At 63.7% G+C, this 19,198-nt stretch carries 2 protein-coding genes; both read left to right on the top strand.

Features of this window, described 5'->3' with window-relative positions; all coding sequences use genetic code 11:
* The first annotated feature begins 259 nt into the window (after positions 1-259).
* Positions 260-5,896, top strand: coding sequence for a PQQ-binding-like beta-propeller repeat protein (locus tag HYT87_10690; GenBank protein MBI2060225.1), 5,637 nt, complete (start codon positions 260-262; stop codon positions 5,894-5,896).
* A 13-nt stretch (positions 5,897-5,909) separates the two neighbouring features.
* Entirely contained in the window at positions 5,910-19,187 is a 13,278-nt protein-coding gene (locus HYT87_10685; protein ID MBI2060224.1) for a hypothetical protein, read from the top strand.
* Positions 19,188-19,198 lie beyond the last annotated feature (11 nt).

The raw sequence follows: 19,198 nt of genomic DNA, 5'->3' as shown, positions 1-19,198 counted from the left end.
GAAAACTACTCACACTTGAATTTGTGATCTGCGTCACACGGTGACGCCCCGCAAGGCCACGGGATGACTATCTGAATTGCACTCGACCAGTCCGTCATGAAGTTCTCACTCCAGGTGAGCTTTTTCGATGCAAGTATCCGGGTCGTGCAAAGCCATCGGAAAAACGGGCCTTCCAAGTGGACATTCCTTTGAAATAATATACAATTCCGCACATCCGATGGGAGGGTGGACCGTCTCTTGCGTGCCAGACATCCTAATAATGGAGTGTAGGTTTGTCCTCACAGCGGCAATTCGCAAAGCCGTGCTGCCCATATGGGCCATCGCCCTTCTGCCTTTCTCGGTCCTCAACGCTTCAGCAAAGGATTGGCCGCAATTCGGATTCGACGCGGCGAATTCCCGATCCTCACAGGAAGTCATTGTTGGAAATCTCACTCCGGCCTGGACCTATGCCGCAGGCGCCGCCATAACGGCCTCTCCGGTCGCCGCCGCGGGCCGTCTCTTTGTGGCCGACTTGGCCGGCCAACTGCACGGCTTGGACTTGGCGTCCGGGGCCACCATTTGGAAAAAGAGGATCGGCGTGGCAATCGAGTCCACCCCTGTCCTGGTTCAAGGGCGGTTGGTCGTGGCGACGAAGGAAGGGACCGTGGTCGCGCTCGATCCTTCATCGGGCGATTCTCTGTGGACCGCCGACCTCCAAAGCACCGTCGTTTCATCGCTCGGAACGGACGGACAGAGAATCTTCGTGACGACCGGGTTTCCCTCGGGCCGAATCCACGCGCTGAACCCATCCAGTGGCGCGACGCTTTGGAGCTACGCCGCGGGCCAGGTCACTTTTTCCTCGCCCGCGGTCGCCGGGGGGAAGGTTTACTTCGGCGCCAACAACGGGAAGTTCACTGCCGTTGATGCGGCAACGGGTACTTTTCTGTTCGCGTTCTCAACCGGGGGCGGAGTCTACCGATCCTCGCCGGCCGCCGCGCAGGGATATTTCTTCGCCGTACCGGGGAACGTCGATCGGAATCTGTATCGAATCGACGCCTCCAGCGGACTCGGCCTCGGAACGGTGGATCTCAATACTCCTGCGGGACATTCGGCCCCCTCGCGGAGGCCGGCACCCCTGGAAGAATCCCCGCCGGACGAGCGTGACAATCCGTTCCAGATGGACTATGCCGAGAAACTGAGGACGGGGCAGTGGGTCGAATCTGGACCCTCGCGTGCGCCGCGGCGCGCGCCGGCCGCCGCCGCCTCGGATTCCAACTTCGTGTCCTCTCCGGCTACCGATGGCGCTAGGGCGTTCGCCGTGGCCGGCTCCGGCACCCAACACCTCTTCGGGGTGGGCGTGGCCACGTCGGCCGTCTTGTGGGCCGTCGATTTCGGCGCCCCCGGATCGGGCGGCTACAGCCCAACGCCGGCGGTGTTCGGCACGGAGGTCCTGGCGGTCACGGCTGCAGGGGGTATCCGCCGGCTGCAATCCAGCGATGGAAGCCTTCTCCAGCAAATCGATCTCGGCAAGTCCGCCTCGGCCTCTCCGGCCTTTTCCAACGGGGTGGCCGTTGTCGCGGCATCCGATGGAACCGTGCACGGCTACCGGACGGACAACACGCCGCCTGCGCTTCCCCCGGCGTCTTCTCGTTCACCCGCCAATCTCTCCGGCCTGGCGCCGACCCAGAAATGCGCGGCGACACGTTGCCGTTCTGTCACGCTGACATGGGGTGACGGTTCCGATTCGTTGACCTCCGCGTCCCAACTGAAATACCTCATCGAGGTGGACGACGATGCCGATCTGGAGTCGCAGGACGCCGGGTATGCCCTTCATACGGTAGCCGGCACGGGATCGTTCACCCTTCCTTCGCCGCTGAACGCCGGGACGACGCTGTACTGGAGGCTCCGGGTGGAGGATGCTCACGGAGCGCAGTCGCAGTGGTCCGCCGTTCAGAGTTTCAGCGTTCTCACCTTGGGAGTGCCTTCGATGGTCAAGGACCTCGCGGCGGTGCCGGGGGAGGAGAAGATTACGGTGAGCTGGTCGGCTGGACCGGGAACGGCGCCGACCGGATACTGGATTCAGGTGGGGGATCAAAAGGCTCAGGACATCGGGCCTCTCGCGGCGTACACGTTCCCGCTGCTTACGGCGGGCGTAACGTACACCATTTGCGTGACGCCGTATAACGAAGACAACGAGCAGGGCCCCAAGGCGTGCGCCAGCGCCACACCGCTCGCGCGGAACGTGGCCCTTCCGCCTCCACCTGCGGCGGGCACGTCGCCTTCTCCGTCGGGAGAAACTTTGATTCAGTCGGAGATTTCGGCCTCGACGTCCGTTGCCCTCACCCGGGAACTCGGCCCGGGTGTTGTGGAAGGTCCCATCCGGGTGCCGGAAGGCGGATCGCTTACCGGCGTGGGTCCCGCCGCCACGATCGTGCACGTTTCGGGTTCGTCGGAAGCCGGTGTCATCGTTGGCGCGCGAGGCTTCGTCTCGAACCTGACCGTCAGCGGCGGCCGCGCCGGCATCCTGGTCGAGGGAAACGCGCAGCTCCGGAATGTGGTCGTGACGGACAGCGATAATGGAATTCTGGTTCGGCCTGCCTCGCCGGTCCGGGTCGACCTGGCCCTCATCAATGTCACCGTCTCACGAAACCGCGCGGATGCCTTGAATCTGGCGACGCCGTCCTCCGCCGCGGTGCTGATCAAGAACTCGGTTTTCTCGAACAATGCGGGGCACGGCGCCCGGTGTGTGGCGGGGCAGATCCGCATCTCGTACTCGAATGTGTTCGAGAACGCGGGCGGCATGGCGCAGGGGTGCTCGGTGTCGGCGGGCGCCACCGGCTCGCTCCCCGGCCTTTCGCTCACCGAAGAGCAGGCCGCGAGGGCCATGGGTGAATTGGGACTGCTGAGCCTGAATCCGATCTTCACCGATCCCGATGCGTTCAATTTCAAACTGGCGCCGGGGTCGCCTTTGATCGACGCGGGCGATCCGGACGATGAGTTCTTAATGGAGCCGGAGCCGAACGGGGGTCGCATCAATCAGGGGGCGTTCGGGGGAACCCCCGAGGCCGAGCCTACGAGCAACGAGCAACGAGCAGCGAGCAACGGGGGAGGCGGCTGCGGCTGCGCCCACATCGGCGGCCACCTGCCCCTGGACGTGGGCGGCACAGTTCCCGTGCTGATCCTTGCCGGCTTTTTCTTCTTGCGCCTTCGCCGTGCTCGAAGGCTCGTAACCGTTCAGCACCCCCCATCCTCCCCTTCCCCCTCAAGGGGGGAAGGGATGGAAAGGGGCACGGGCAGCCCTCTCTTCCCCTCCCCCTCGACGGGGGAGGGTGCGGGTGGGGGTGAAGGCTTGCGTTGGTTCTCTTTCGTTTTCCTGCTGCTTGCGGTTCACGGTTTACTGCTTGCGCGCGCCTCCGGCGCACGCGCCGATCAGTTTGAAATTCTGTTCAACGAAATCTTGGCGGACCCGACGGGGAACGACGCGACCCACGAAAGAATAGAACTCAAGAACACCGGGGCCTTCGGACAGGCGTTGGACGGCATGTGCCTGTGCACGGCCTCCGCTTGCGGATCGTCCGCGTGGTGCTTTCCCCCCGGAACGTTCGTCGACGCGGGGGGGCTGCTGACGGTGCACGTGAATGAAGCGGGGACGAAAACGACTTCTGACGTTTTCACCGGGCCGTGGACGGACCTGGGGAATTCAAAAGATACCCTCTCTCTGTTCCTGGACAACAGTGATTTTACCCTCGACGACAACCTGGTGGATTTTTTGCAGTGGGGCGATGGGGGCCAGGCCCGGGAGGACGTGGCCGACTCCGCCGCCATCTGGACGGTGGGCCAATTCATCCCTGCGTTCGCGGAAGGCCATTCGATGGAGGCGCAGGGACCCGCGAACAGTCCATCGGGTTGGTTTGACCAGTGGACCCCAACCTTGGGTGCGGCCAATCTCCTCAATAACAGGCCGGTTGCGAGCGTGGGGGAGGGGTACACCGTTTTCGAGGGAATGTCGGTCACCCTCGACGGCTCCAAGAGCTTCGATCCCGACGGCAAGACCATCACCTACAGTTGGTCCCAGACGGCCGGCCCTGCGGCCGTGCTCTCCAGCCCCACGGCGAAGTCCGCAACTTTCACCGCCCCGGACATTGAAGGACAGCCGGTGCTTGCCTTTCGCCTCACGGTGTCGGATGGAGCCTTGACCAGCCTGCCCGCGGATGTGCAAGTCATCGTCAAGGATACCGGTTCCCTGATCCTGGCCAAGACGGCCGCCAGCCCGGGCGAATCCAACGAGAAAAAAGGACTCCGCAACCTGGCTCTTCTCCAATTCTCCCTGACGGCGGGGCCGACGGAAGAAATCCGAGTCACATCGCTCACGGTCCAAGCTTCGGGTACGGGGGACGACGCGAAAGGAATCCGCGCCGTGCGCGGCGTGGTGGACCGGAACGGCAACGGCTCGGTCGAAGAAGGCGAAACGGAAATTCTCAGTGACCGGTCTTTGAGTTCGGACAACGGCGCCATCTCCTGGACGGGTTTGGACCTCCGGCTGCCCGCGGGTTCGACGCAGACCTGGATCGTGGCATGCGACCTGACGAATCAGCCGGTCTTCGGACAGACCTTCGCCCTGACGATCCCGGTGGACGGCATCTTGGGCAAAGGCATGGGTTCGGGAAAACCGTTCAAGGTGGCGGCGTTGCCGTTGGCCGGCCCCGCCAAGCGGATCTCCGACAAGACTTCGCTGACCGTTTCCCTCGATCCCGCGAAGGCTGCGCCGCTGAAGGTCGGCCCGAATGCAGTCGGCGTCCCCGTGCTTTCCCTGCGATTGTCGGCTGGAAGCGTGGAGGACGTGCGCGTGCGGTCGCTGACCGTATCGGACAGGGGATCGGGAGACGAGGTCCGGAGCGTTCGGGAGATTCGTCTCATCGAGGACTCCAATGCCAACGGATCGGCGGATCCGGGAGAAACCCTTCTGGGCTCGCCGCAACGTTTCGCGCGCGCGGAGGAGACGGAGAACGCCGTCGCCCGTTTCGAGCCTCTCGCGTTAGTCGTGCCGGTGGGCGCGGCCCTTCCGCTTCTGATTGTTTATGACTTTACCGACGCCCTCCGGCATGGCGAAGATTTCCCGGCGGGGATCGACGCGGGAAGCGGGATCGTGGCCGAGGGCGCCGTTTCAAACGCCGCGATTGAGGTGATGGGGCTGCCTCTGTCCGGTCCGAAGGTGACGGTGGAGAACGTGGGCCGGCTGACGGCGTCGGCCCTCATGCCGGCCCAGGATGAAATACGTCTTGATTTCCCGGACAGCGTGACCGCCGTGGGATGGAAACTGGATGCGTCAAAGGCCGAGGACCTGCTCGTCACGACGATTTCGGTCCGCGGGTTGTCCGATCTTCCCGACGGTGTCCTCTCGGGAGTGGATCTCTACGAGGACACGAACGCGGATCTGAAGCTAAGCCGGAGCGACTCGAAAGTGGGCACCGCCATCCTGAATCTTGATGAGGGCGAGGCGCGGTTCGAAGCGCTGCGCGTTCTCGTGCCCGCGGGGCAATCCAGGCGGTTGATCGCTTCGCTCCGGTTCGGCGTCGATGACGCGATCGCCGGCGGTTTCCATCGGTTACTTCCAGGACTGCTCGCGGGAGGCGGAATCCTCATCGTCCTCCTGATCACGGTTCGCAGGGGGCGGGCCGGCCGGCGACTGTCCCTCCTCGCAGCCGGTCCTGTCGTTCTGGGAGTGGTCATGGCCCGGTGTGGAGGCGGCGTGTCGGAACCCTCAGCCACCATCGGGTCGCCTCCTCCGGAAGTGTCCGTGGTGGTTCATTGGGATGGGCCGGCCGACCTGACGGCCGTGGGGCAGAGTTCGCAACAAATCGTGCCCGTGGATGCGCAGCCGATCCAAGGCCCGGTCATACGATTGAAGACATCGTGAAGGGTGATGAGTGATGGGTAACGTGAAACACCACCGGAGCGCGGGTCGTCTGCTTCTTTGTCTCATCACACTTCACGCATTACTCATCACGGCGGCTTTGCCGCGCGCGGCCCACGCCTGCACCTCCAACCCAGGCGACGGCATCTGGTGCTGGGAAGGTGACGTGTCCGGTATCTGGAGGAATTCGGGCAACTGGGATGAAGGCAGCATCCCGGCCAACGGCAGCGACGTCGAGATTCCCTCCACCAAATGCGGGACCTGTTCGTGGCCCACGGCAGACAACTCCGGCAACGCCACGATGCGTGACTTGACCTTGCAATCCGGCTCGCAGCTCACCTTCAACCTGGTGACGAGGAACTTCTCCATTCGACGCGCGTTCAACAACCAGGGCGCAACGATCACCCATCAGAGCGGGGATGTGATTTTCAGCGGGGCATCCGGACCCTGCGCGGTATCGGGCAACACCACAGGGGCGAATAAATTCACGGACGTGGAAATCACCGCGACCGGGGCGAATTCATGTGTGATGCAGAACGCGGCCAAACTGGAAGTCGGCGGCACCTTCCGGCTGAGCACCGGCACCTTGAACATGGGGAACAATGCCACCCAGGCGGAATTGATCATGGACGCCTCGGCCGCCCTCACGTGGACCGGCACCTTCTCCGAGGGCAACGGAATCGTCACCATCAAGGGGAACACGGACGTGCCGATCGACCGGTTTTACGATCTCGTCATCGCGGGGACCAGCTCGATCACGGCGGCGATGACGACCGCCACCGGCCGCGACGTAGCCAACAATCTCACGATCAATTCCGGCGCCACGCTCAGCGCCAACGGCTTTGCCCTGGACGTCGGCGGGAGCTGGACAAACAACGGCACGTTCAACGCCAGCTCGGGCATGGCCGTTCGCTTCGTGGAAACGGGCGTGGCCGGGGCGCATTCGGTCGGCGGCAGCACGACGTTCACCGACGTCACCTTCGGCGATGGGACGGCTGGGAGCACGACGTTTGCCTCCGGGGCGGCAATTACGGTGATGGGCGCCGCATCGATTGCCGCCAACCATACCCTGACATCGGGAGGCACGTTCACCTTCAATTCAGGATCCACGTGGACGGATAACGGAACGTTCGCCCCCGGCACAGGGACTTTCGTCTGGAAAAACGCGGCGGCGCTTCCGAGAGCGGGCGGCGGGGCGGGGGCGAATGAAACCCACTACAATCTGAATGTCCAGCTTCCCAACGCGACCGATCTGGCCGACGTGGCGACGACCCCGCTGACGGTTTCCAACAACCTCCTGATTGCCTCCGGCAATCTGAACGACGGGGTGGGGGCCGCAACGATCAACGTGGGTGGGACGTGGACGAACAGTGTGGCCGGCATTGATTGCGCCTCAGGGGACGACGGATTCCGGCAGGACAATACGACCGTCGTCATGACCGGCGCCGCCTCGCAGATGGCCACCGATGAATGCTTCAACAACCTGACGATTGGCGACGCGTCCGGAGATGCCACCGCCGTGAGCACCGGGAAGGACATCCGTCTGACCAATACCGGCATCTTCACCATCACGGCCGGGGCGACCTACAGCGCGGGGAACGGCACGTTCTTCCGCGCCAACTCGTTGTCATCCACCGGGACGTTCACCCCCCAGCAATCCACCGTGGAGTGGCGCGGCGGAGCGGTGACGACGAACGTGACCAATTTCTACAATCTCACGGTGAACTCCGCCACAGCCTCGATTGGAGCCGCGACAACGGTTTCCAACAAGTTCCAGATCCTTTCCAGCGGGGCGCTGGATACCGCCGGCTTCAATCTCCTGGTTGGGCAGGATTTCGACATTCAGGGAACGCTGTCCGATACCTCGGGGAGCAAGGCGACCCTCGTCGAATTCAACGGCGGCGGGTCCCAAACCGTGACGGGCGCGGCCACCATCAACGTCAGCAAGCTCCGCCTCAACAAGTCCGGCGGAACACTCCTCCTGAATCAGTCCGTCACCACGAGTTCCACCGCCGGCAGCGGCACGGTGACGGTGGACGCGGGCACGCTCGATTTGGGCAACGCGACGCTCACGGCCAATGGCAGCGTGACGGTGAACGGGGGCACGCTCAAACTCCTGGGCACGCCGACGCTCGCCCTCGCCGGGGGGAAGACGTTGACGATTGCGTCCGGCGGCGCGCTCAGCACCGGCGGCTCAGGCCCCACGATCACTCATTCGGTCGCCGGAACGTACACGTTCACCGTCAACGGCACGGTCGACATCTCCAGGCTGAACGTCGGCTTCGCCGATGCATCCGGCATGAAGATCAACATGAACGGGTCCAACTCCAACGTGGTCAATCTTGACAATGTGTCCTTTTCGGACACACCGGATCTCTGCGGCTCCGATCCTTGCGCGGGCGCGCCGGCCGTGAATTTTTCCTGCGCGCTGTGGGTGAACGTGTCGTCTGGAACTCTCACCGCCACGGGCGCCGACTCTCTCAACGGCCACTCGTTTCCCTCGACCGTGAACGACATGAACGTCTGCTTCCAATCGTCCGGTTCCGGCGCGTCCCGGATCGATATGGACGCCCCCGCCGGTTCGAATGCGGGCGAGACTCGATCGTTCGATGACGAGGACGCCGCGCTGCCGGATGCGAACGTCGTGTGGAACAGCATCACCCAGTGGGACGCGGGGGGGGGGACGGCGAATTGGCACACGGCGGCGAATTGGAATCCGGACCAAGTGCCGGGCGGCACGGACTCCGCCGAGGTGCCGGCCGCGTGCTCTCCCACCTGTCCCGTCATTTCGGATGCCGCCGGGGCGTCGATCAAGAACCTGACGCTCAAATGCAGTGGCGCAAGCGGCGCGACGCTCACCCTCAACTCCGGCCTCACCTTGACCGTGAACAATACGCTCACGGTCGAGACAGGTTGCGCGGGATCCGCCGATTTCGTCCCGCTGTCCGATTCCACCGTCGTTTTCAACTCCACTCCGAATACCGTGATCCCGACCGGTCCGGGAGACGATTTCTGGCACCTCTCGCTCCAGCCCACCGGTGCCGCGGCGAGCGCCACGGGTACCCTCGACGTCGCGGGGAATCTGATCATCGCGTCGGGCGCCACGTTCAACGGCGGCGCCTCCACGATCAAACTGAAGGGCGATTGGATCAACGGCGGGGCGTTCAACGCCCAATCGTCGACGGTCGAGTTCATCGGCACGGGCGCCCAATCGGGCTCGGCGAGCGATTATTTCCATGTGACGATCACAAATACGTCGGCCTCGGGAGTCCTCATCGACGGGAATTGGAACGTGGACGGCAATCTGGTCCTCACGGCGGGCGCGAAGCTCGATGGAAACGTCAACACCGCGGTCACCCTTAACCTGGCGGGCACCTTCTGCCTGGGCCAGGCGGCAGCCGACACGGCGACCTTTACCCCCGGACTTTCCACGGTGGTTCTGGATGGAGGACCGGGAGTCACCCAGTGGCTCATCGCCAACGCCAACGCCAACATGCCGCTCAATCATCTGAACGTGTCGAGCGTGTCCTCCGCGCCCATCGGAGAGAACTGCACGACTCCGGCGGCAAGCTCCGAAACGCTCGACGTGAACGGCAACCTGACGATCGGCGCCGCAGGCACCCTCGATGCGGCGAATGACACGATCCTGCTCGCGGGCAATTTCACGCGCAACGGAACCTTCACCAACACGGGATCCACCGTCACCTTCGACGGATCCGGATCGCAAACCATCGCGGCGGCGACCGCATTCAACCTTCTGACCGTCAACAAGTCCGGGGGGGCGCTCACGGCCAATGGGAATGTGACGACAATCGGGGCGGTGACGCTCACGGCGGGCGTATTCGGCCTCTCCACGGGAACCCACTCCTTTGGGGGTAACCTGAGCGTCAACGGCGGCGTTTTCGACGCGCAGACGGCGTCTCTCACGGTGGCCGGCAATGTTACGGTGGCCGCCGGCTCGTCCTACCAAATGACGGGAACGGATGCGGCGCGCGGAATCCTGACCTTTGACAACTCGGCCTCCGCGCGGTCGATGACGGTCGGCGGGACCTTCCGCACCACACAGAGCGGCTCGGCGCCCCTCAAGGCCAGGCTCACGACCTCCGGAATCGGCGCCAACTTCACCTCCTTTACCATCAACTCCGGCGCGACGCTGGACGTCACGGGCCTCGAATTTACGCGATCCAACACCACCGGCATGGCTCTCGGCACGGCGGCGGCGGGCGAAAGCATCACGGCCACGAAGTTTACGGAGGTGGCGTTCGGCCCGCTGTGCACGGGCGCCGCGAATTGCTCCACGCAGGCGATCTGGTTCCACATGGAAAACGGAACCGGCCCGACCTGCACAAACTGTACGTTTGACGCCTCCATGACCAACAACGTGAACGCGAACAGTCTGAACGGCGCGTTCGGCCTGACGTTCGTGAGCTTCTCCGGTGACCGCGGAGGCTCCGGATTCGAGATCAATGACGCCAACGGGAAAATCTCGTGGGTGCGCACCCGGAACTGGACCGGAGCCTCCAGCGCGCTCTTCAGCGCCGCCGCCAACTGGAGCCCGACCGGGCAGGGCGCCCCCGTCCCCGATGATCGCTGCATCGTCGGCTCGGCAACGTTGCAACCCAACATCGATGTGGTCGCCGAGCAAATCCGCATGCTGGAGATCAACGACGGCGGCCAACTGAGCCTCTCGACGGCCGGGAACGACCTCACCGTGAATGCGGACGTGACACTCTACGATGGCGCGGGAGGGGGCGGCGCCATCCTCATGACGGGCGTGGGAAGCGATCTCCTTGTCGGAGGGATCTGGACGGACAACGTGACGACGCCGGAGTGCGACGGCAGCGGCGACGACGACGGACTTTGCCAGAACGCCGGCGCGGGCCGCGTGTACTTTACCGGGACGGCGACCATCGGGGCGGAACCCAATTTCAGAGCCGTCACCATCCGCAACGGCGCCACGGTCTCCTTCGCCGCCGGCGCGGGCGTGACTTTTCTCTCGGGAGCGGGTGCCGGCGCGCTCACCATCGGCGAAGGCGCTTCGGGAACGCTGAACGGCAGCAACGCGACGCTGACCCTCGATGACGTCGGCCCGGTTGTGGCGTCCGGCGGCGCGTGGAACCCGCAGACGGGCACGGTGAGGCTCCGAGGCACGTCCACCGGGGCGTGCACCCTCTCCGGCTCCGTCACGACAGTGAACCATCTCGAGATTGTGAGCGGCAACGTAAAACAATGCGGGAACCTGGCGGTCAACGGCAACCTCACCGTCAAATCCGGCGCCACGCTGGACCAGGGCGGATCGGCTTTGACCGTGGCGGGAAGCGCAACGATTGAATCGTCCGCGACCCTCGCGGTGGGGACATCATCCTTGACCCTGCTTGGAAATCTGACCAACGACGGCGCGCTCAGTGCAGGTTCCGGCACGCTCTCCATGAGCCCATCCTCGGCGGCCTCGCAAACCATCGGCGGGTCCGGATCGTTCACGATCAACCATCTCACCATCGGGTCCAACAGCATTACGCTGCCGTCCGTGAACCTGACCGCGGCCGGAACGACCACGATCGGCGGGACGCTGAACCTCGGCTCCACAACCTATGCGGGGTCCGGAAGCGTCGTGCTCAGTTCAGGCTCGGTGCTGAATCTGGGAACCGGAACTTTCCAGACGTCTGGAGCCGTGACCGACAATCAGCCTGCTGCCGCAAACGTCACCGGCACCGGAACCTTCCACTTCAATGGAACCAGTCAGACGATTCCCTGCGAACCTTACTACAACCTGAAATTCAGCTCCGCGGCGACCTACTCCCTCGGATGCCACCAGACCGGCTCCAATGCGGTCGGAAACAACGTCGAGATCGCCTCCGGCGCCACGCTCGATGCGTCGGCCTCCTCGTACAATCTTGAAGTCAAGGGGCATTGGACGCGCACCGGAAGTTTCACCGAACGGACCGGCACGGTGACCTTCGGCGGCACGGCGCCTCAGAATGTCGCCACCCCATCCAATTTCTACAATCTCACCGTCAACAACGGCGTAGGAGGAAGCGTTACCGCCTTGGGCGCGCTGACGGTCTCGGGCGGACTCACCGTCCAGGCCGGCACGCTGAACCTGGACGGAGGGTCGGTGCTTTCGCACTCCGTGTCCGGCTCCATGACCCTGAATGGAGGCATGGTCGATTTGAAAACGTCGTCCCTCACCGCCGGGTCCCTGAGCTTGGGCACCGGGGGGACCGCGGCCAGCTTCCTCATCGTCTCGAATGGTCCGGCCGATCCGGACGTATCCGTGAGCGGAACGGTGACGATCGGCGCCAACGGCACGCTCGACGCCGGCGCGACCGGAGCCCCGACCCTCAGCGTCTCGGGCAACTGGTCCGATTCCGGCAATTTTGTCATCGGCAACACCACCGTCGCCTTGGCAGGTGGCGCCGCGACCGTGACGTCCTCCGGCTCGGGCGATTTCTACAATCTGACCGTGGACGCGTCGGGCGCCAAGTCGGCGGGGTCCAATCTCGGCATCTCGAACAACCTGAAACTGGCCGCGGGGACGTTTGCGATCGGCGGCTACACGGTGGCCGTGGCCAAGGACGTGGTGAACGACGCGTCTCAAAACGGCGCGGCCACGATCAGCACGGGCGCGCTGGATGTGGATCGCCACGTGACACCGGGCTCCGGCTCCACGCTGGGGATCGAATGGTCCGGAACGGGTCTCCTCAAGGTGGGCGACACGCTCTCCGCCGCGGGGCTTCAACTGCGTGACGCGGCCGCTCCGCTCAACACCGGCACGATCCAGTTCGACGGGTCCACCGCCCAGAACATCCCCGCGCTGACGGATGCGACATGGAACCAGTACAACTCGATGACTCTTTCCGGCTCGACGAAGACCGTCACCGGCAACCTGACTCTGAATGGAAATCTGACCGTCACGTCGGGCACGCTTAATCTGGACGACGCCTCCGCGCGAAACATGACCGTAGGCGGGACTCTGACGAACAACGCGACGGTCACGATGGATCTCTCCGGTACTCTTCTCACCGCGAACGGCCTCTTCGACAACAATGCCACGCTGAACGTAGGGCCCGGCACCGTGGACCAGAACGGGGCTTTCGATGGGACGGGCGGCACTCTCAATCTCAACACGGGTCGCCTCCGGTACGGCAGCGGCGCGACGCCCGTGTGGGGAACGCTGAACGAAGCGAGCGGAACGGTCGAATTCGACGGCGCTTCCAGCGCAACCGTTCCGGCGGACACGTATTTCGACCTTGCGGTGTCCAAGAGTGGAGGTTCGGTCACGGCCGGCGGCGGGCTGGATATCAACGGGAACTTCACGCTGACGTCCGGCACATTCGAGCCCTCCACGTTCTCCCATACGCTTTACGGAAACTGGAGCTCCACCGCGGGCGGAACGTTCGCTCCGGCGGCGGGAACCGTCACGCTGGATGGAACGTCTCAAGCGATCGCCCTGGCGGCGGGCCAAACCTTCTACCATCTTGCGGTCGCCGGCACGGGGACGGTGACGGCGTCCACCGGCATTGGCGTGAGCGGCAATCTGGCTGTAACCACAGGCGTGTTCACTCTTGGAAGCTCGCTCATCCATTCGGTTGCCGGAACGACGAGCGTGTCGGGCACGCTGAACCTCCTCAGTTCGACACTGACGGTCGGCGACAACCTGACCGTAAACGCCGGAGGGACGCTGAAGATGGAGGACAGCAGCGTCCTCAAGATGGGTAGCGCGAAGTCGGTGACGATCAACGGCGCGAACGGGAAATTCGCCACCTCGTGGACGGGCGGGACCGCCGTCAAGCCGAGGATGACCACGTCCGGCGCCGTCGGCACGAACTTCTATTCATTGACGGCAAACTCCGGGTCGAAAGTGGACGTCCACGGCTTCGTGTTCGAATCGGCGGATGCCAACGGCTTCCGTCTGAATTCCGGCACGGACATTCTCTACATCGGGAACATGGAGTTCCGCTCGCTGAGCAACAACGGCGGATCCGGAGGGATTGCGCTCAACATGCAGTTGACCGCCGGAATTGCGACCCCGACCACCTTCCAGTTCCCGAACCTCTTCTGTGACACGTCCTACCAGGGCTCCGGAACGCCGGGCGCCGCAACCGGAAACGTCGTCACCGCGGATGCGGGCGCGGCCGTAACCATTCTCATCTCGAATGCGACGGGGGCCGGCTGCGCCCCCGTCGCCACGGGGGAGGCGTATGACTGGGATGCGTCGAACGTAACGGTGAGTTGGATCGACGCGGCCAAGTGGACGGCGGGGGGAGGCACGAACCAGTGGAGCCTCGGCGCCAACTGGTCCACCGGCGCTCCCCCCACATCGAGCCAGGACGTGGTCATTCAGAACTTTACTCCCTATCCGGTTCTGGATGTCAATGCCGCGGTGATCACCATGACCATCAATCAAGGGGCGCAAATCAGCCTGTCCAACAAGGATCTCTCCGTCTCGGGCGATTTCCAGAACGACGGCACGTTGAACGCGGACACGGGCACACTCAAGTTCGAAGGGGAGATTTCCAAATCGGTCCAATCCAGCGGCGGCTCTCTGTACCGCATCGTCGTGAACAAAGGATCGGGCGGGCTCGACATCAACATCTTGCTCACATCCACCTCCACGCTGACGATCCAGAACGAGCTGCTGATCCAGAGCGGGAGTTTCCAGCTCCAAAGCGGAAGCGTCGTGGTCCAAGGACCGATCCGGATCTCCAGCAATCAGGCCGCGCTCAAGCTGAAGACCGGGACCACCGTCACGGCCGAAGGAAACGTGGATCTGACCGGCGGCGGGATCGTCGATTTCCTGGGTGAATCGGGCGTCTTGAAGATCGGCGGAGCGCTGACCGTCGCCACGGGAACCGTGACCGCGCCGAACGGAACGATCGAATGGAACGGCGCGGGAGCCCAAACGATTCCCACCCTTACGTACTACAACCTCAAAATCAACAAGTCGGGAGGAAGCGCGGCCACGGCCGGAGGGACACTCGACATCAACGGCAATCTTGCGCTTCTGGCGGGGACATTCGATCCCTCCACGTTCGCGCACAACGAAGCCGGAAACTGGGATTCGAGCGCAGGCGGATCGTTCGCGCCGGCGGCCGGAACGTTCATTTTTGACGGCGCCGCAAGCCAATCCGTCAAGATCACCTCGGGACAGAATTTCTACAATGTGACGTATGCGCCGACGGCGGCCGTGACGCTGACCGCGCTCTCGAATCTTTCCATCAACGGCGCGGTGACCGTGAGCGGAGGCACGCTCGACCTGGGATCCGGTCTTTCTCACAGCGCCGGCGGGGCGTGGACGAACAACGCCACCACGAACCTGTCGAGCAGCACGTTGACGGTCGGCGGGTTGTTCGACAACAACGCGATCCTGAACTTGAACTCCGGCATCCTCGACCAGAACGGCGCGTTCGATGGAACAGGGGGCACGCTCAACGGCAATTCGGGGACGCTGCGCTACGGCAACGGCGCCAACATCATTTGGGGCACATTCAACCGGGGGACGGGAACCATTGACTTCGATTCGACCGGCGCAGGACAAACCATCGTCGATCCCGGTCCGAGCCCCGAATTCTACGATCTGAAAGTGAGCAAGGGAGCACAAACGGCCACCTTGGGCGCGTCCTTCACCCTGGACAACAATCTTACCGTGACGTCGGGTACGGTGGACCTCGGGGCCGGACTGTCGCACACGGTCTCGGGCGGTGTGACCAACAACGGAACGATCAATCTTTCCTCCAGCACCCTCGTTGTGGCGGGACTGTTCGACAACAATGCGACGATCAACGTGAATACGGGGACCCTCGACCAGAATGGGGCGCTCGACGGCACGGGTGGGTCTCTCAACGGAAACACCGGGACCGTCTTCTACGGCAGCGCCACGACGCCGATCTGGGGAACCCTCAGTGCCGGAACGGGGACTTTCAATTTCGATACGGCCGTGGGCGTGGTGATCCCGGGGGCCACCTACTACCATCTCACGATCACCAAATCGACGGCGATGGCCACCGCGGGCGCCACGCTGGACATCAACGGGAACTTCACCCTCGCTTCCGGAACGTTCGGCGCCGGCACAGCCCTGACTCACACGGTGGCCGGGAACTGGACCGACGCGGCGGGCGCCTTCGCGCCGACCACGGGTACGATCATCTTCGACGGCTCCTCGCAGACCCTCTCGCACGCGGCCGCGAACAACTTCTTCAACCTGACCGTGAGCGGAAGCGGCACAGCGACCGCAAACGCATGTCTCCACGTGAACGGAGCGCTTTCCGTGGGCGCCGGGACGTTCAACCTCGGCACGGCATGCACCCCTTCTCCCGGACACGAGATTGCCGGAACCACGACCGTATCGGGAACTCTGAACATGGGAACGTCTGTCCTCACGGCATCGGGCGACGTCACGGTGAACTCGGCGGGCACGCTCAAAATGGATGGGACCTCCTCCGCCAAGCCCATCCTGCGGATGGCGAATGGGAAGACGATTACGGTCAACGGAACGCTTGCCACAACCATCGTCAGCGCGTCCCAGAAGCCGCGGATCACCTCGACCAGCGATACCGGACCACCGTCTTCGGCCTGCGGGGCGACCTTCGGTTTCGCGGCCGGAAGCACGGGTGGGACGCTGGACGTGGACGGCCTGGATTTCCGGTGTGCCAACGCGAGCGGATTGACCCTGGGCGCCAACCTGGCCACGTTTACGCGAATGAACAGGGCGGACTTCAAATTCGTCAACGGGACCGACCCGCGCCACCTGCGCGTGCTGAAACCTACGGCCAACTACGCGTTCGACAGCAACACGTTCGATTGCTCATTCAAGGGATATCCGATTCCGGGAACGTGCCCGACGACGGGGAGCGGGTACAACGTGTCCACGGTTGTCGGTGCGGCGCTCACCTTCTCGAACTATGGTGGGGCGGGGGGAGGGGAGACCTGGGACGAAGATTCAGTGGGCACGATCAATTGGTCTTCCAATGCGCAGTGGACCGGCAGCGTCTCCTGCAACTGGTCCGACGCGGGTAATTGGGACACAGGCGCTGTGCCGGAGGCGCTGACCAACGTGACCATTCCGGATATTGGGGCCACGGCATGCGGCGGAGGCGGTCCCTACGATCCTGACGTGAACGCTTCGGCCTCCGCGAACAACATCGTGATCAACAGCGGCGGACTGCTCGAACAACTCACGGCGACGACGCTCGATGCGGCGGGGAATGTCACCATCAACACGGGGGGCGCCTACACGCTCAACCACGCGAGCGGCCGACTGAAGGTCGGGGGCGTGTGGTCCAGGTCCGGCGCGTTCAATCAGACGGCGGGAACCGTCGAATTCACCGGCTCTGCGCTTCTAAACACGGAAACGTTCAGCCTTCCTGTAGTCGTGACCGGTTCCTCCGTGGCGCTCGCGCCCGCGGCCACCGTCACGGTGAACAATACCTCCTCCGCCAACGATCTCGACGTCCAGGCCGCCGGGAGCTTCAATCTGGGGAACAATGGAACCTTGAAACTGGCCGGAGGGGCGAAGGCGAACGTGGCGGGGACTTTCCGCGCAACGTCCGCCACGGCAAAGGTTACCAGCGTCACGTCCGGCTGCCCGGCCCTCGGAGATCGCTTCGATTTCCAGGTGAGCGGGACGGTGAACGTCACGGGTCTGACCTTCGAATGCGGAGATGCGCAGGGATTCGAAGTGTCCTCCGCCGCCTCGATCACGGCCCTGGAGAATGTCGCCTTCCAAAACGCGCAGGCGTCAAGCTGCCCGTGCGCACATATGAGCATCACCCGTTCGGGCAATTTCACCAAGAACCTCATGGGGCTGTCGTTCGACGCGGCGAACGCGTCGGGAACTCCGTACAACATCTCGCTGACCAACAGCGGCGCGGCCGGCACGATCGCCAAGCTGCAAGTGGCCAAGGCTGCGGTGCCGGGAGCCGGTTGGGGCGAGAATTTCGAGCGGGAGATCAACGATTGCCCGTCGGGCGACCCGAAGGCATGCGTGAACTGGCTGGAGACGATCTCCAATGACGTGGCGGGGAAGACACGAGGTTTCCCGGCGCCCATCCTGGACTCCAGCGGGAATCTCCTTGGGATCATCGTGGCGGATGATCGCGGCGTCGGGAGCGACTGGATCGTCGCGATGGATGCGAACGGAACCAAGACGAGCGAGCAACAGGTCAGCGGTGACATCACCACCGCGCCATATGTCTTCAACAGCTCGGCCTTCGGCGGAGCCCAAATCTGGATCGGGACGAATTCGGGCAACCTCTACAGGTTCCTTTGGAGCGGAGGCACACTCACTCTGGCCACCGGGTTCCCGGTGGCGGTCGGCAACTCCATTACCACCGGCCTGTCGGGTGGGATACCCTCCGGATGGACGTCGCCGTCGTGCGCGGCCGACGATCCGACCGGAAGCGGCGGGACGTTCTTCTTCGCCGGCACGTTCAACACGGACAGCGGCGTGAAGCCCGCCGTGTTCGGCTACAACATCTGCGGGGGCTGCCAGCTTCGCTATTACGATTGCATCGGGGGATCGTGGACGACGGCCTCCACGCCCACACTGCTCAACAACAAGATTTGGATCGGGACCGACAGCGAGGGCGTCCTCCGCATCAGCAACGGCGGCGGAACGCTGGATGAAGGAACCGGATGCGGTGTCTCGACTTGCCCGTACTCCGGAACAGCGACGATCAGCGGCTACCACGACGCCGGCCCGGGGGGCCGTGGGGCCGCCAACAACAGCGTGGTCAATGGAGCCATGGTGGCCAATGCGGGTCTGGTGGAGTTCTTCTTCGCCTCAGGCGACGATGCGCCGACAGATTCGAGATTGTACTCGATCGATGTGGCGACGCTGAATTCCTCCGCCAATTTCCCCGTCAACTACGCGGACGGGGCGAACAGTGGAGTGGAATCGAGCGTCGGGCGGATCGGCGGCAATATCTACTTCGGCGCCAACAACGGAATCTTGTACGGATACACGTTCAGCACGGGCGCGGTGATCTCCGGCGGGGGAAGAAACCTGAACGCCACCAACCCCAGCGCGCCTCAGTCTTCCGGTGGGGCGGACAACGCCGTCAAATCCACGCCGCTCCTTTACAACAACATCGCCTACTTCGGGTCGAACAACGGCAAGTTCTATGCGGTGGACATCGGCGCGGGTTCAGCCCTTGGCCAGGTCTGCAAGAGCTGGGACCTCGGTAACCCGATTTCGTCGCAGCCTTCCCGCATGACCATCGGCGGGAATCAGAGAATCACCATCGGCACAGACAGTGGCGGCTGGTACTCCCTCGCCCCCGCCACCTGCCCGTAGCTTGACTTTCC

The sequence above is a fragment of the Nitrospirota bacterium genome, assembly GCA_016180645.1.
Classification (GTDB): Bacteria; JACPQY01; JACPQY01; order JACPQY01; family JACPQY01; genus JACPAV01.
The sequence above is the reverse complement of the archived record's forward strand: the minus strand, read 5'-3'. Positions and strand labels throughout refer to the sequence as shown.

What these genes read in the sequence shown, in the direction of transcription:
- HYT87_10690 (MBI2060225.1), top strand. Translation starts at nt 260, where the DNA reads ATGGAGTGTAGGTTTGTCCTCACAGCGGCAATTCGCAAAGCCGTGCTG.
- HYT87_10685 (MBI2060224.1), top strand. Translation starts at nt 5,910, where the DNA reads ATGGGTAACGTGAAACACCACCGGAGCGCGGGTCGTCTGCTTCTTTGT.